Source organism: Jatrophihabitans fulvus, assembly GCF_054781375.1.
The window spans coordinates 567875-583006 of record NZ_BAAGUN010000002.1; the positions used below are offsets into that span (position 1 = coordinate 567875).

14 protein-coding genes are annotated in these 15132 nt (G+C 71.5%); 10 read left to right on the forward strand and 4 right to left on the reverse strand.

Translation table 11 applies throughout. The features are described from left to right. Nucleotides 1–137: 137 nt before the first annotated feature. On the reverse strand, nt 138–872 hold the full coding sequence (locus ACYVP9_RS11215; RefSeq protein ID WP_460604885.1) for a class I SAM-dependent methyltransferase: 735 nt from the start codon (nt 870–872) through the stop codon (nt 138–140). A 146-nt stretch (nt 873–1018) separates the two neighbouring features. Here ACYVP9_RS11215 and fbaA point away from each other — a divergent pair, with 146 nt between their 5' ends. Both fbaA and ACYVP9_RS11225 read left to right on the forward strand, forming a co-directional pair. Next, a complete protein-coding gene (gene fbaA / locus ACYVP9_RS11220; RefSeq protein ID WP_460604886.1) occupies nt 1019–2047 on the forward strand; it encodes a class II fructose-bisphosphate aldolase in 1029 nt (342 codons plus the stop codon). After that, entirely contained in the window at nt 2044–2448 is a 405-nt protein-coding gene (locus tag ACYVP9_RS11225) for a DUF3151 domain-containing protein (protein ID WP_460604887.1), read from the forward strand. Before fbaA ends, ACYVP9_RS11225 begins: the two co-directional genes overlap by 4 nt. A 272-nt stretch (nt 2449–2720) precedes the next feature. Here ACYVP9_RS11225 and ACYVP9_RS11230 read toward each other — a convergent pair whose 3' ends face one another. Beyond that, nucleotides 2721–4076 carry an AMP-binding protein gene (locus tag ACYVP9_RS11230; RefSeq protein ID WP_460604888.1) on the reverse strand — a complete coding sequence of 452 codons (1356 nt, stop codon included), beginning with the start codon at nt 4074–4076 and terminating at the stop codon, nt 2721–2723. A gap of 113 nt (nt 4077–4189) precedes the next feature. Here ACYVP9_RS11230 and ACYVP9_RS11235 point away from each other — a divergent pair, with 113 nt between their 5' ends. The 7 genes from ACYVP9_RS11235 to ACYVP9_RS11265 all read left to right on the forward strand — a co-directional run bounded on the left by ACYVP9_RS11235 (nt 4190) and on the right by ACYVP9_RS11265 (nt 10668). After that, a complete protein-coding gene (locus ACYVP9_RS11235) occupies nt 4190–5485 on the forward strand; it encodes an adenylosuccinate synthetase (RefSeq protein ID WP_460604889.1) in 1296 nt (431 codons plus the stop codon). 56 nt (nt 5486–5541) lie between these two features. Then, nucleotides 5542–6177 (forward strand): hypothetical protein, encoded by a 636-nt coding sequence (locus ACYVP9_RS11240; RefSeq protein WP_460604890.1) that lies wholly within the window; start codon nt 5542–5544, stop codon nt 6175–6177. A gap of 107 nt (nt 6178–6284) precedes the next feature. Then, entirely contained in the window at nt 6285–7532 is a 1248-nt protein-coding gene (gene purD, locus ACYVP9_RS11245) for a phosphoribosylamine--glycine ligase (protein ID WP_460604891.1), read from the forward strand. A gap of 78 nt (nt 7533–7610) precedes the next feature. Next, nucleotides 7611–8321 (forward strand): hypothetical protein, encoded by a 711-nt coding sequence (locus ACYVP9_RS11250; RefSeq protein ID WP_460604892.1) that lies wholly within the window; start codon nt 7611–7613, stop codon nt 8319–8321. After that, complete coding sequence (locus tag ACYVP9_RS11255; protein ID WP_460604894.1) at nt 8321–8944, forward strand: hypothetical protein; 624 nt, start codon at nt 8321–8323, stop codon at nt 8942–8944. The genes ACYVP9_RS11250 and ACYVP9_RS11255 overlap by 1 nt, the downstream gene beginning before the upstream one ends. A 16-nt stretch (nt 8945–8960) precedes the next feature. Next, nucleotides 8961–10409 carry a lyase family protein gene (gene purB / locus ACYVP9_RS11260; protein ID WP_460604895.1) on the forward strand — a complete coding sequence of 483 codons (1449 nt, stop codon included), beginning with the start codon at nt 8961–8963 and terminating at the stop codon, nt 10407–10409. A gap of 10 nt (nt 10410–10419) precedes the next feature. Beyond that, on the forward strand, nt 10420–10668 hold the full coding sequence (locus tag ACYVP9_RS11265) for a hypothetical protein (RefSeq protein ID WP_460604896.1): 249 nt from the start codon (nt 10420–10422) through the stop codon (nt 10666–10668). Between the two features lie 473 nt (nt 10669–11141). Here the strand turns inward: ACYVP9_RS11265 and ACYVP9_RS11270 are convergent, their stop codons facing one another. After that, nucleotides 11142–11846 (reverse strand): siderophore-interacting protein, encoded by a 705-nt coding sequence (locus ACYVP9_RS11270; RefSeq protein ID WP_460604897.1) that lies wholly within the window; start codon nt 11844–11846, stop codon nt 11142–11144. Between the two features lie 54 nt (nt 11847–11900). Here ACYVP9_RS11270 and ACYVP9_RS11275 point away from each other — a divergent pair, with 54 nt between their 5' ends. After that, nucleotides 11901–13271: an L-serine ammonia-lyase gene (locus ACYVP9_RS11275; RefSeq protein ID WP_460604898.1), complete on the forward strand. Its 1371-nt coding sequence runs from the start codon at nt 11901–11903 to the stop codon at nt 13269–13271. A gap of 69 nt (nt 13272–13340) precedes the next feature. Here ACYVP9_RS11275 and ACYVP9_RS11280 read toward each other — a convergent pair whose 3' ends face one another. Continuing rightward, nucleotides 13341–15029, reverse strand: a complete 1689-nt coding sequence (locus tag ACYVP9_RS11280) for an MFS transporter (RefSeq protein WP_460604899.1) — start codon at nt 15027–15029, stop codon at nt 13341–13343. Between the last annotated feature and the right edge of the window lie 103 nt (nt 15030–15132).

Sequence of the window (15132 nt, forward strand, 5' to 3'; positions counted from 1 at the left end):
TCTAGGTAGTACATCCGGACGGGCGGCCGCGGATGCGTGCTGTGAGGCACTCGGCCGGGGTTTTGTCCGATTCCGGGCGCCGGGCACGTTCGCCGGGTCGGGGCCGGCGCGCCGAGGCTCGTCCGGCTGTCGAGCCTCTACGCAGGCGCGGTCGCAGCAGGTTTGGTCGCCAGCACCACGTAGTTCTTCGGCAGGCCCCGCTTCGGCGTCCACTTGTGGCGGACGTCCGCCTGGGCGTAGAAGCGGGCGAGCCGGAGGGCCACCCGGCGGGTGAGCCACAGCAGCGCCGCGCGGTACAGGGCACGGCGTCCGGGGACGAGCTCCCTGAGTTCCGCCAGATCTGCGGGCAGCGCCTTGTGCATCGTGTCGAACTGGTACGCCATGGTGCCGAAGTAGCCCTCGAGCCATTCGATGCTGGTCACGCGGAAGCCGACGCCGGTGAACAACCGCCGCAGGGCGTACTGCGTGTAGCGGTAGAAGTCGTAGGGCACCTCGTGCTCGCGGTAGAACAGCGGCACCGTGCACAGGATCCGTCCGCCCGGCTTGAGGACGCGGAACAGCTCGGCCAACGCCTTCTCCGGCTCCGGCAGGTGCTCGAGCACCTGGTTGAAGATCACCCGGTCGAACCGGCCGTCCTCGACCGGGATGGCGGTGAGATCGCACACGTAGTCGAGTTGCTGGTAGTTCTTGTGGCCGACCTGCGCGAAGTCGGCCGTCTCGTACCGCGCGTGGTCGAAGAGCCGGCGGTACGGCGCCTCCCCGGCGCCGGCGTCGAGCACCAGCATCCCGGGCTCCGTCCGGTCCGCGAACTGCCGTACGTAGCGACGCAGGTGCACACGGGACGGGTTGGGGCCCGATCCGGCCTTGCCCATCGAGTTCCTCCAGCCGTCGCACGGGTCCGCGGGCGACCCTAACCCGCGCCCCGCGGGCGTCCGGGACCGGTGCGATTTACTGACCGAGGCAGCCGACAACCCGCATCGAGCCGCGCCGTTCGCACCGCCGACCGACAGGAGCCTGCATGCCCATCGCCACGCCCGAGGCCTACGCCGACATGCTCGACCGCGCCAAGGCGGGAGGTTTCGCCTACCCCGCGATCAACTGCACGTCGTCCGAGACGGTCAACGCAGCGCTGAAGGGCTTCGCCGACGCCGGCAGCGACGGCATCATCCAGTTCTCCACCGGCGGGGCGGAATTCGGATCGGGACTCGCGGTGAAGGACATGGTCACCGGCGCGGTCGCGCTCGCCGAGTTCGCGCACGTGGTCGCGGCGAAGTACGACGTGACCGTCGCGCTGCACACCGACCACTGCCAGAAGGAGAAGCTGGACAGCTACGTCCGTCCGCTGATCGCGATCTCGCAGGAGCGGGTCGACCGCGGCGAGAACCCGTTGTTCCAGTCGCACATGTGGGACGGGTCGGCGATCGAGCTGGACGAGAACCTCGACCTCGCGCAGGAGCTCCTCGAGAAGTCCGCGCGGGCGAAGCTGATCCTCGAACTCGAGATCGGCGTCGTCGGCGGTGAGGAGGACGGCGTCCACGGCGGCGGCGCGAACAACGAGAAGCTCTACACCACGCCGGGAGACGCCATGCTAACGGCCGAGAAGCTGGGCACGGGCGAGAACGGCCGCTACATCCTGGCGGCGACGTTCGGCAACGTGCACGGGTCGTACAAGCCGGGGTCGGTGACGCTGCGGCCTTCGATCCTGAAGGAGATTCAGGACGAGGTGGGCGGCAAGGTCGGCAAGGACAAACCGTTCGACCTGGTGTTCCACGGCGGGTCCGGGTCGGAGCTCGACGAGATCCGCGAGGCGGTGTCGTACGGCGTCGTGAAGATGAACGTCGACACCGACACGCAGTACGCGTTCAGCCGCGAGATCGCCGGCCACTTCTTCACGAACTACGACGGCGTGCTCAAGGTCGACGGCGAGGTCGGCAACAAGAAGGCCTACGACCCGCGCAGCTACATGAAGCTCGCCGAGGCGGGCATGGCACAGCGGGTCGTCGAGGCCTGCGAGGCGCTGCAGTCGGCGGGACGGTCCGCATCATGACCCACCACGGCGACCTGCTGAACCCGCCCGTCCGCCTGCCCGAGGACCCGGCCGTCGCGCGGCTCGACGCCGGCGACGACCCCGCGTCCGTCGCGGCGGCGTTCCCGACGTCGTCCGCCGCGTGGGCCGCGCTGGCCCGGGCGGCGCTCGACAACGGACGTGCGATCGAGGGGTACGCGTACGCCCGGACGGGCTACCACCGCGGCCTCGACTCGCTGCGCAAGGCGGGCTGGCGCGGCCAGGGACGCGTGCCGTGGGCGCACGAGCCCAACCGCGGCGTGCTCACCGCGTTCTGGTTGCTCGCCCGCGCCGCCGGCGAGATCGGCGAGACGGACGAGGTCGAGCGGCTGAACCACCTGCTGGCCGACAGCGACCCCGAGGCAGCCGCCGCGCTGTCCTGAGGTTCGCGCGCACGGTCGGGTGGGGCCGGCCCTTCGGCGACGGCGCACCACCCGTGCCGAAAACAATTGAGACGGCTTCACGAGACCGCTTCACGAGACGGCTTCACGAGACGGCTTCACGAGGCGGCTTCACGAGGCGGCTTCACGAGGCGGCTTCACGAGGCGGCTTCACGAGACGGCTTCACGAGGCGGCTTCACGAGACGGCTTCACGAGACGGCTTCACGAGAGGCACTCGTGAAGTGGTCTCGTGAAGCCCTCTCGTGAAAGGGCCTCAATTGTTTTCGTGAGAGGGTGCGCGACCCGGTCCCTCGGCGAGGCGCGCCTTCTGCACCTTGCCCATGGCGTTGCGCGGCAGCGCGTCGACGAAGCGCACCTCGCGCGGCCGCTTGTGCACGCTCAGCTGGGAGGCGACGAGGGCGATGAGCTCGTCGGGCCCGCCCGCGCCCACGACGTAGGCGACGATGCGCTGGCCGAGGTCGTCGTCGGGTTCACCCACGACGGCGCACTCGGCGACGTCCGGGTGCTCGAGCAGCACGGCCTCGATCTCACCCGCGCCGATGCGGTAGCCGCCGGACTTGATCAGGTCGTCCCGGACGCGTCCGACGATGCGGAACCCGAGCTCGTCGACGGCGGCCGCGTCGCCGGTGTCGAACCACCCGTCCGCCGTGAACGGCGACGAGCGACCGAGATAGCCGTCGAACAAGGTGGCGCCGCGCACGTGCAGCTCGCCGACACCGTCCACCTCGTTCACCAACCGCGCCTCGACGCCGGCGACCGGGACGCCGACACGACCGGGGACGCGGGGCCCGTCCGCCCGGGCGGCGAGCGTGATGAGCGTCTCGGTCATGCCGTAGCGCTCGACCGGCCCCTGCCCGGCCAGCTCCTGCAACGCCCGGAACGTGCTCGGCGGCAGGCCCGCGCTGCCCGACACCAGCAACCGCGCGGACGCCAGGGCGCGGGCGGACGCCGGGTCGGCGGCGACCCGTCCCCACACCGTCGGGACGCCGAAGTAGAGGGTGCCGCGCGCGGCGGCGTACGACTCCGGGCTCGGGCGTCCGGTGTGCACGAGCGGCGAGCCCGTCCGCAGGGCACCGAGCACTCCCAGCACGAGGCCGTGCACGTGGAACAGCGGCAGCCCGTGCACGAGGGTGTCGTCCGGCGTCCAGCGCCAGGCGTCGGCGAGCCCGTCCAGGCAGGCGGCCACGGCGTCGCGTCCGATGACCGCACCCTTCGGCGCACCGGTCGTCCCCGACGTGTACATGATCAGCGCAGGTCCGTCCGCCGGTTCGGCGACGGGCGTCGACGAGCGGGCCGCGAGGTCGACGGGGAGGGTCGGCAGGGTCACGTCCGGACGCGGGTCGCCGAGCCAGACCGCCGCCTGCGAGTCGCGCAGCAGGTGCGCGCGCTCGCGCGGTCCGGAATCCGGCGGCACCGGGACGACCGGCACGCCCGCCAGCAGGCACCCGACCACCCCGACGACGGTCTGCAGTGACGCCGTCGCGTCGAGCGCGACCACCGACGCGCCCCGCACCCGCACGGCGAGGGCCGCGGCGGCCGCGGCCAGATCGTCGCCCTCGAGGCGTTTCCCGGCGACCGTGACGGGCGGCAACGTCCCCGGCAGCAGCACCCGGCGAGCGTACGGGCCCGCGACAGCGCGGGGATCGCTCGGCGGACGGCTACCCTTCTCGGGGCCCTGGTCTGGGCCGACGGCCCGATCGGGCCGGAGGGAAGGGATCCGAGATGCCGGCGATCGTGCTCGTGGGCGCCCAGTGGGGCGACGAGGGCAAGGGCAAGGCCACCGACCTCATGGGCAGCCGCATCGACGGCGTCGTGAAGTTCAACGGCGGCAACAACGCGGGCCACACGATCGTGATCGGCAGCGGTGAGCAGCGCCAGAAGTACGCGCTGCACCTGCTGCCGTCGGGCATCCTCACGCCGGGCTGCGTGCCCATCATCGGCAACGGCGTCGTCGTCGACCTCGGCGTGCTGTTCGAGGAGATCGAGGGTCTCGAGGCGCGCGGCGTCGACACGTCCGCACTGCGCATCAGCAACTCCGCGCACATCATCGCGCCCTACAACCGCACCCTCGACCAGGTGACCGAGCGCTTCCTCGGCAAGTCGAAGATCGGCACCACCGGACGCGGCATCGGTCCGACCTACGCCGACAAGATGGCGCGCATCGGCATCCGCGTGCAGGACCTCTTCGACCGCGACGTGCTGCACGCCAAGGTGTCCGGCGCGCTCGGGCTGAAGAACCAGGTACTGGTCAAGGTCTACAACCGCCGGGCGTTCGACGTCGAGGCGGTCGTCGACGAGCTCGCTGCCTACGCCGAGCGCCTGCGGCCCATGGTCACCGACACGGCGCTGCTGCTCGAGCAGATGCTCGACCGCGGCGAGACCGTCGTGCTCGAAGCGGGCCAGGCCACGCTGCTCGACGTCGACCACGGCACCTATCCGTTCGTCACGTCGTCCAGTGCGACGGCCGGCGGTGCCTGCACCGGCAGCGGCATCCCACCGACGCGCATCAGCAAGGTGATCGCCGTCGTGAAGGCGTACACCACCCGCGTCGGCGAGGGACCGTTCCCCACCGAGCTGCTCGACGAGTCCGGCGACTTCCTGCGCGAGCAGGGTGCGGAGTTCGGCACCACCACCGGACGTCCGCGCCGCTGCGGCTGGTTCGACGCCGTCATCGGCCGTTACGCCACCCGCGTCAACGGCGTCACCGACTTCGTGCTGACCAAGCTCGACGTGCTCACCGGCCTCGACGAGGTGCCCGTGTGCGTCGCCTACGAGGTGGACGGCGTGCGCCACGACGAGCTGCCCACCAACCAGGCCGAGTTCGCGCGCGCCGTGCCGATCTACGAGACGTTCCCCGGGTGGACGGAGGACATCTCCGGCGCGCGCACGCTCGACGACCTGCCCGCCAATTGCCGGGCCTACGTCGACGCGCTCGAATCGATGATCAAGTCGCCGATCTCCGCCATCGGCGTCGGCCCGGGCCGCGACGAGATCATCGCCTTGCGCGACCTGGCCTGAGCGCTGGGGAACCTTTCCCAGTGCACCGCGCACAGCGGGCACCTAACGTCCGAGGCATGAAGCGACTACTCGCAACGACCCTCGCCCTGCTGCTCGCCGCCGGAGTACTGGCCACGCCCTCGCAGGCGGCGGCGAAGCGCAAGATCGCCCTGATCCTCGACTACACGGTCGCCAAGAAGTGCACCGTGTACCCGAACTACCCGAAGTCCGGCGTGATCGGCAACAAGATCGGTTGGACCATCCAACCCGGTGACACGGTCGGTTGGCGCTACAACGTCAACAAGACCTGGTCCGTGGTCAGCGACAAGAAGTACCGCAACACCAAGCACTTCTGGTGGGGCTTCACCCGCCGGTCCTGCATCGGCACGTCGCGCGGAGGCGAACACTTCCCGACCCCGACCAGCTCCTACCCGAAGGGAGTTCGCGCACCTTCGCGCATTCTCTCCGGCCGCAGCGCGATCACGAAGAGCCATTACCGTCACGTCGACTTCCCGCCATCCGCCTCACCGAAGGTGAAGCGGGTCAAGGTGAAGAGCTTCGGCACGTTGCGCGACCACCCCGGCGACTTCGTCGTCGGCAACGTCAAGGCCGGGTGGCACGTGGACGTGACCCGGTCCGGTGACTCCCACTGGGTCAAGGTGTACGTGCCCAACGCCAAGCGGTGGGGGTACATGGAGCGCACCCACCTCTGACCCCTTCGTCGAGTGGCGCGTTCGGCCGTCGAGTGGCGCGAGTATTCGCGCCACTCGACGCCGAACCGCGCCACTCGACGGACCGGACGGGCCGATAGGGTCCCGGGGTGCGCGTCCTCGTCGTCGGATCCGGTGCCCGCGAGCACGCCCTGTGCCTGGCCCTCGCGGCCGACCCGGACGTCACCGACCTGGTCTGCGCCCCCGGCAACGCGGGCACGGCCGCGGTGGCCGGGCAGCGTCCGCTCGACGCGGGCGACCCGTCCGCCGTGGCCGCCCTGGCGCGGGAGCTCGCGTCCGACCTCGTCGTCGTGGGGCCTGAAGCACCGCTCGTCGCCGGCGCCGCGGACGCCGTCCGCGCGGCGGGCATCGCCTGCTTCGGACCCTCCGCCGAGGCGGCCCGGCTCGAGGGCAGCAAGGCGTTCGCGAAGGACGTCATGTCGTCCGCCGGTGTGCCCACCGCCGCCGCGCGGGTGTGCACGACCGCGGACGAGACCGCGTCCGCCCTGGACGAGTTCGGCCCGCCCTACGTCGTCAAGGACGACGGCCTGGCCGCCGGCAAGGGCGTCGTCGTCACCGAGGACCGCGACGCCGCCCTCGCTCACGCCGCCGCCTGCGGACGGGTCGTGGTCGAGGAGTACCTGGACGGTCCCGAGGTCTCGCTGTTCTGCGTGACCGACGGCGACACGGTGGTCCCGCTGCTGCCGGCGCAGGACTTCAAGCGCATCGGCGACGGCGACACCGGCCCGAACACCGGCGGCATGGGCGCGTACGCCCCCCTGGACTGGTTGCCGGACGGGTTCACCGAGTCGATCGTGGCGACGGTCGCCGAGCCCACCGTCCGCACGATGCGCGAGCGCGGCACGCCCTTCGCCGGCCTGCTCTACATCGGGCTCGCGATCACCGGCCGAGGTCCGCGGGTGGTCGAGTTCAACGCCCGCTTCGGCGACCCCGAGACGCAGGTCGTGCTCGCACTGCTCGACGCGCCACTCGGACGGCTGCTGCACGCCGCCGCCACCGGCACGCTGGCCGAGGTCCCCGCACCTGCTTGGCACGACGGGGCTGCGGTGACCGTGGTCGTAGCCGCCGCCGGCTACCCCGGCACCCCCCGTACCGGCGACGTGATCGGCGGCGCCGAGCAGCCCGGCGTCATCCACGCCGGGACCCGGCGGCGCGAGGACGGCGCCGTCGTCTCCTCCGGGGGGCGCGTGTTGTCGGCGACCGCGATCGGTCCCGACCTGGCCGCGGCCCGCGACGCCGCCTACGACCTGGTCGGTCGCATCGAGCTCGAGGGCGCGCAGTACCGCACCGACATCGCCGCGCGGGCCGTCGCGGGCGGCGTCGTCCCCCCGGCCTGAGCGAGCCGCCGCGACCTCCGCCTCTCGGTTGCGCAACTTTCCGGTGCACACCGGCGCGAACGCTCCTACCCTGAGGCGATGAGCCGCGGCGCGGTGACGGTCAGCGATCCCGTGTGGGACGCCGACTTCGCGCTGGAGCTCGAGCCCGACACCGACGAGGACCTCCCCACCCCGCAGCAACAGGACGACGCGTGGACGCGCCGGGTGCTGCGCCCGGCGGCGTACCTGGCCGTCGCGGCGATCGCGGCCGTCGTGACAGTGCGCGCCACGACCGGCCCCGGGGGTCACACCTCGTCCCGGGCGGACGGTGCCGTCCCCGTCGACGGATCGCAGGCGCCCGGTGTCGTCATCACGGGTTCGACCCCGATGCAACGCACCGGCGGGTCGCTCATCAGCGACGACACCGCCACGTCGTGCCCGCCGGACTTGTCGTGCCGCACGAGCACGGCCGTCCCGTCAGCCGTCGCCCGGGCGCTGCGGGCGGCGTTCCCCGGCGCCATGGTCGGGGAGGTGCGCTCCGTGAGCACGACCGACGGAGCCCCAGCGCTGGTGGGCCGCTACCTGCACGCCACCACGGCGCGTTTCGACATCACCGTCCAGGTGCTGTCCGACCCGCTCGCGGCATCCCGCAGCGTCGTCGGCAGCGGCGGGGCGACGCTGGCGGTCGTCGAGGGTCGCAGCGGCACGCTGGGGGTGCGGGTCACCGTCGCGGGTGCAGGAGCCCGGGTGGCGCCGGGATCCGGCCCCTCACGGCTCGCCGCCGATCGGCGACTCATTACGCTCGGTTGATGCCCGACGTCGAGTGGGACGACCCCGCGGGCAGCGCGACAGGACCCGACGAGACCCTCGCCGGCCAGCACGAACGCCCCCGCCTGCGGGACCGGATGTCCCCGACCACCCGCACCGCCCTCGCGGCCGTCGCCGCGCTCGTCCTCGTCCCGGTGATCGGCGTCGCGGGAGTGCGCGTGGTGCACGAGTTCGACGACCCCCGCGGCAGCGCGGCGCCGCCGTCGGCCTCGACGTCGCCCACCGCGTCGCCGTCCCGGTCCCTGGTACGCATCCCGCCGCCCGACCGGGCGCTCGCGCTGCAGGAGAACCTGGCGGTCGTCCAGACGGCGATCAGCCAGGCTTTCGGTCTGGCGACGGTGCAGATGATGCCGTCGTACGTCGCCGGCACGCAGGTGTCCTACGTGGCCACCGTGGGGCAGCGGCGGGTGCTCATCGTCGTCGACCGCGACGTGACCCGTCCCGACACGATCGATCGGACGCAGCGGTCCATCCGCATCGCGCAGCGCGTGCTCGACCGACGTGTCGACGTGACCGTCACGCGGCCGGACGGCCCGACGTCCGCCCGTGACTACGAGGCCGCGGTCGCGCTCGTGCGGGACACGCGGCTGCTGCGCGGCGCCTGACCGGGACAATGACCGGGTGACCGCCTCCAAACCCGTCATCCCCGACGTCCTCGCCGGCCGCTACGCCTCGCCGGCCATGGCCACACTGTGGTCGCCGGCGCACAAGGTCGTGCTCGAGCGACAGCTGTGGGTCGCGGTGCTTCGGGCGCAGGCCGAGCTGGGCGTGTCCGTTCCCGACGGCGCGATCGAGGCCTACCAGCAGATCGTCGACCGGGGCGTCGACGCGGTCGACCTCGCCTCCATCGCCGCGCGCGAGCGGGTCACGCGGCACGACGTCAAGGCGCGCATCGAGGAGTTCGCCGCGCTCGCCGGTCACGAACAGATCCACAAGGGCATGACCAGCCGCGACCTGACCGAGAACGTCGAGCAGCTGCAGGTGCGCTCGTCGCTCGCCCTCGTGCGGACGAAGACCCTGGCCGTGCTGGCCCGCCTCGCCCGGCGGGCGGCGGAGTACGACGCGCTGGTGATGGCCGGACGCTCGCACAACGTGGCGGCCCAGGCGACGACGCTCGGCAAGCGGTTCGCGACCGCGGCGGACGAGGTGCTGGTGGCCGTCCAACGGCTGGACGAGCTGATCGCGCGCTACCCGCTGCGCGGCATCAAGGGTCCGGTCGGCACCGCGCAGGACATGCTCGACCTGCTCGACGGCGACACGTCCCGGCTGGCGACGCTCGAGTCACGGGTGGCCGAGCACCTCGGTTTCGCGCGGACGCTGACGAGCGTCGGCCAGGTGTACCCGCGCTCGCTCGACTGGGACGTGCTGTCGACGCTGGTCCAGCTCGCGGCCGCGCCCTCGTCGCTGGCCAAGACCATCCGGCTGATGGCGGGGCACGAGCTGGTGACCGAGGGCTTCAAGGCCGGTCAGGTCGGCTCGTCGGCCATGCCCCACAAGATGAACACCCGCTCGGCCGAGCGCATCAACGGGTTCGCGGTGATCCTGCGCGGGTTCGCCTCGATGGCGGGCGAGCTGGCCGGCGACCAGTGGAACGAGGGCGACGTCTCGTGCTCGGTCGTGCGTCGTGTGGCGCTGCCGGACGCGTTCTTCGCCCTCGACGGCCTGCTCGAGACCACGCTGACGGTGCTGGACGAGTTCGGCGCCTACCCCGCCGTCATCGAGCGCGAGCTCGATCGGTACTTGCCGTTCCTGGCCACCACGAAGGTGTTGATGGCGGCGGTGCGCGCGGGCGTCGGGCGCGAGAGCGCACACGAGGCCATCAAGGAGAACGCCGTCGCCGTCGCGCTCGAGATGCGGGAGCGGGGAGCCGACCGCAACGACCTGTTCGACCGGCTCGCCGCCGACCCGAGGCTCGGCCTCGACGCCGACACCCTCAAGCCGCTGCTCGCCGACCCGCTGTCGTTCACCGGAGCGGCCCGCGACCAGATCGCAGCCGTCGTCGCGGCGGTCGACGCGGTGCTCGCGTCCGAACCGGGCGCGGCCGACTACGCTCCCGAGCCGATCCTCTGACCCTGGTCCCGTGAGCGTCGAACTGCTGGTCGCGGGGGCTCGGGAGCCCGTCCGCCGGCCCCGCCGGACCCGTCGGGCCCGACCGACCCGACGGTTCGCCCCGCCGACAGCGATCGTCGCGCTGTGCCTCGCCCTGCTGGGGCTGGTGCTGGTCGTGGCCGGGTCGTTCGCCCTGCGCCCGCAAGCCGCCGTGCCCGGGGTCGGCAGCTACGACCCCGGACCGCAGTACCAGCCGCTGCTCGGACGCCCGCTGCGCTGACCCGTCCGCACGGAGCGCCGGGCACCCCTCTCTCGAAAACAATTGAGACCCCTTCACGAGACCCCTTCACGAGAGGGCTTCATGAGAGGGCTTCATGAGAGGGCTTCATGAGAGGGCTTCATGAGAGGACTTCACGAGACCCCTTCAGGGCTGGCCTCGGCGCGAGCGGCCGGCTCCGGACGCGATCTTCATGGCCCGGCGGCGGCACAGCGACGCCAGGCCCTCAACGTCGGCGGCCCACTCGTGAAGCCCACTCGTGAAGCCCTCTCAATTGTTTTCGAAAGACCCGGTTGCGGGCGCCACCGACCGCGGCCGACCCCGCCGTCACCACCGCCGCCGCAGCCGCCGCGTCCGGCAAGCGCGGCGCATCTGCGGGGTCGGCACGGGCGATCAGCTCGTCAGGAGCTGCTGCGCCGACCTCGATGCCGAGCGTGTGCGCACGAACGAACCAGCGCGGCGAAAGTCGGGGACGGTCACGGCGTGGTCCGTCCGTGGCGGGCGACGTTCCAGTAGCCCTTGACGAACATGTCGTCGTGGGCGACGCCGAGCGCCTCGACGTCGGCGCGCAGTCCGATCATCGCCCGGCTCTCGCCCATGAGGTAGGCGTGCGTGCCCGACGGGACCGTGATCTCGGCGAGCGCGTCGCGCAACAGGTCGGGCGTGCCGGGGTCGGCGCCCTCGCGATGCACCCAGCGCACGTCCGCACGGACGTCCTGCTCCTCGTCGGTGTCGGCGATCTCGATGACCGCGACCGCGGTCTCGCCGTCGGGCAGCGCCTCGCACACGCTGGCGATCGCGGGCAGCGCCGACTCGTCGCCGATCAGCAGATGGTGCCGTGCCGGGCGCAGTTCGAGCTTGCCGCGGGGGCCCTGGAACGACACCTCGTCGCCCGCCGCCGCGTTCGCCCCCCACGCCGAGCCGGGCGCGTCGCCGTGGAGCACGACGTCCAGGTCGAGCTCACCGCCGGCCGGGCGGGCGTGCCGGATCGTGTAGCGGCGCTTCACGCGCCGTCCGGACGTCTCGCGCAGGTGCAGCTCGACGTCCTGGGCTGGACGCACCTCGACCTCGCGCATCGAGTCGGCCCGCACGGTCACCCGGCGCATGCGCGGGGTCAGCGGCACGGACGCGAGCACCGTCCCCGTGTGGGTGGGCGAACGGCGGATCGGCGCAGCAGTCACGACATCCAGTATCGACAGTCGCCTCGGGGCCCGTGCGGGACGTAGCCTGCCCGCGTGGCCATCAGCGTGTTCGACCTCTTCACGGTCGGCATCGGCCCGTCGTCGTCCCACACGGTGGGGCCGATGCGGGCGGCGCTCACCTTCGCCCAGGGGCTCGAGGCGGACGGCCTGCTGCCGCTGACCTCCCGCGTGAAGGTCGAGCTGTTCGGTTCCCTCGGCGCGACGGGTCACGGGCACGGCAGCGAGAACGCGGTGGTGCTCGGCCTGCTCGGCGAACGCCCGGAGACCGTCGACACCGACGCGAGCCCCGGACGCTGCGCGGCGATCCGCAGCACCGGCAGGCTGCCGCTGCTGGGTCGGCACTCGGTCGTGTTCGGCGCGGACGACCTCGTCATGCACCGCCGCAAGTCGCTGCCGTACCACCCGAACGGCATGCGGTTCACCGCGTTCGGCCCGGTGGGCGAGGTGCAGCGCGAGCGCACCTACTACTCGGTCGGCGGGGGCTTCGTCGTCGACGAGGACGCCGCCGGCGCGGACCGCATCGTGCTCGACGAGACCGAGCAACCGTTCCCCTTCACGACCGCGGACGAGCTGCTCGCGCAGTGCGAGAAGTCCGGGCTGTCGATCAGCAGCGTCATGCTCGCCAACGAGACGGCGTGGCGCTCGGCGGACGAGGTCCGGGCGGGGTTGTTGCACATCTGGCAGGTGATGGCCGCCTGCGTGCAGAGCGGGTGGACGCACACCGGCGTCCTGCCCGGAGGGCTGAAGGTGCCGCGACGCGCGCCGGAGTTGTACCGCTGCCTGACGGCCGATCCGTACGCCACCGATCCGCTGCGTGTCATGGACTGGGTCAACCTGTTCGCCCTCGCCGTGAACGAGGAGAACGCGGCCGGCGGACGCATCGTCACCGCCCCCACCAACGGTGCCGCGGGGGTGCTGCCGGCGGTGCTGCACTACTACGTGCGCTTCTGCCCGGGCGCGACGGACGAAGGCATCGTCCGTTTCCTGCTCTGCGCCGGCGCGATCGGCGTGCTCTACAAGGAGAACGCGTCGATCTCGGGGGCCGAGGTCGGCTGCCAGGGCGAGGTCGGCTCGGCGTGCTCGATGGCCGCGGGCGCGCTGTGCGAGGCGCTGGGTGGAACCCCCGGTCAGGTCGAGAACGCCGCCGAGATCGGCATGGAGCACAACCTGGGCCTGACGTGCGACCCGGTCGGCGGGCTCGTGCAGGTGCCCTGCATCGAACGCAACGCCATGGCCGCGGTGAAGGCCATCAACGCCTCGCGCATCGCGCTGCGCGGCGACGGCACGCACATCGTCAGCCTCGACAAGGTCATCCGCACCATGCGCGAGACCGGCCGCGACATGAAGGTGAAGTACAAGGAGACCGCCCGCGGCGGCCTCGCCGTCAACGTCATCGAGTGCTGAGACCCGCTTCCCGGCCGAACCGGTCGTGACACGCCGGCGTGTCAGCAGCCAATTCGGCCGGGGAGGCGGTCAAGCGGCGCCGGCGCCGAGGGGCAGCTCGTCCGGGACCTCGTCCTTCTTGACGTTGATCAGAACGGCCGAGACCACGACCGCGACGACGCCGAAGAACATGGCGGCGAAGAACCCGTTTCCGGACGCGTGGGCCTGCAGGTCGTTCGCGAAGTCCCGGTACGGGCCGTCGAAGAACGCCCCCGCACCCGGGTGCTCGCGGACGAAGTCGGCGATCTGGTCGCGTTGCGGACCCTGCTGCCCCGACCCCTGCAGGAACTGCGCGATCTGGCCTCGGACGCCCGCCGGGGCGGACGCGAGCCCGCGTGCGATCTCCTGGCCGTGGTCGTCGGCGTAGTTGCGTCCGGCGGTGGCCGCGACGGTGGCGAGGACCGACAGCCCGATGGCGCCGCCGACCTGCTGACCGACGTTGAGCATCGCGGACGCGACACCCGCCTCGGTGTTCTTCACCCGCGACACCGCGACGGTCGTGAGCGGCACGAACAGGAAACCCATGCCGATGGCCTGGACGATGAGACCCGGCAGGAACAGGTTCAGGTATCCCGAGTCGGCGTCGACCGTGGAGTACCAGAACATCGACACCGTCATCAGGATCGCGCCGGTGAGGATGAGCGGCTTGGGACCGAAGCGCGGCATCAGCTTGGTCATCAGCTGCGAGGTGATGCCGATGACGAACGCGACGGGCAGGAACGCGAACCCCGCCTTGAGAGCGCTGAAGCGCATGACCTCCTGCACGAAGAAGGTCACGAAGTAGAACATGCCGAACATGGCGGCGCCGACGATGAGCATGACGAGGTACCCGCCGCCGCGGTTGCGGTCGAGGATGACCGGAAGCGGCAGCATCGGGTCGTCGGTGTGCATCTCCCAGGCGAAGAAGGCGGCGAGCATGACGACCGCGCCGGAGAACACCCCGATCGTCACGCCGTCGGACCAGCCGTGGTTCGCGGCGTTGATGAACCCGTAGACCACGCCGACCATGCCGGCGACGGAGAGCAGTGCGCCGAGGACGTCGATGCGTCCCTTGAACCGCTCGCCCTCGTGCAGGTAGAAGTACGCGCCCGCGATGAGCACGAGGCCGATCGGCACGTTGACGAACAGCACCCAGCGCCAGTCGAGGAACTCGGTGAGGATGCCGCCGAGCAGCAGCCCGAGCGCCGCGCCGGCGCCCGAGACGGCGGCGTAGACGGCGAACGCGCGCGTGCGCTCGGGACCTTCCTCGAACTCCGTGGTCACGAGCGAGAGCGCGGTCGGCGACGAGATCGCGCCGCCGATGCCCTGGACGACGCGCCCCAGCAGCATGAGCTCGTACGTCGGGGCGATGCCGCCGAGGAAGCTGCCGAGGGTGAACAGCCCGAGGCCGACGATGAACATGCGGCGGCGGCCGAACAGGTCACCCGACCGTCCGCCGATGAGCAGCAGGCCACCGAACGCGAGCGTGTACGCGTTCAGCGCCCACGTCATGTCGGTCTGGTTCTTGTCGAAGTACTCGCCCATCGAGGGCAGCGCGATGTTCACGATCGTCGCGTCGAGCACGACCATGAGCTGGGCCCCGGCGATGATGAGCAGCACGAGCGCGGAGCTCGCCGAACGCCGGGCACCGCCGACGGGCGGGGCCTTGGAGGTCGAAGTGGACTTGGCTGTGGACTTGGCGTTGGACTCGGCGTTGGACTCGGCCCTGGTCTCGGTCACGAGCAGGCCCTTTCTGATCGGACTGTTAGTAGACGCAGACGTTCTCTAGGTCGGTAGACTAGGGATGCGTCTTAGTGAACGCAACCGTGCACTAATGAACTCG

What these genes read in the sequence shown, in the direction of transcription:
- ACYVP9_RS11215 (WP_460604885.1), bottom strand. Translation starts at nt 872, where the DNA reads ATGGGCAAGGCCGGATCGGGCCCCAACCCGTCCCGTGTGCACCTGCGT.
- fbaA (WP_460604886.1), top strand. Translation starts at nt 1,019, where the DNA reads ATGCCCATCGCCACGCCCGAGGCCTACGCCGACATGCTCGACCGCGCC.
- ACYVP9_RS11225 (WP_460604887.1), top strand. Translation starts at nt 2,044, where the DNA reads ATGACCCACCACGGCGACCTGCTGAACCCGCCCGTCCGCCTGCCCGAG.
- ACYVP9_RS11235 (WP_460604889.1), top strand. Translation starts at nt 4,190, where the DNA reads ATGCCGGCGATCGTGCTCGTGGGCGCCCAGTGGGGCGACGAGGGCAAG.
- ACYVP9_RS11240 (WP_460604890.1), top strand. Translation starts at nt 5,542, where the DNA reads ATGAAGCGACTACTCGCAACGACCCTCGCCCTGCTGCTCGCCGCCGGA.
- ACYVP9_RS11250 (WP_460604892.1), top strand. Translation starts at nt 7,611, where the DNA reads ATGAGCCGCGGCGCGGTGACGGTCAGCGATCCCGTGTGGGACGCCGAC.
- ACYVP9_RS11255 (WP_460604894.1), top strand. Translation starts at nt 8,321, where the DNA reads ATGCCCGACGTCGAGTGGGACGACCCCGCGGGCAGCGCGACAGGACCC.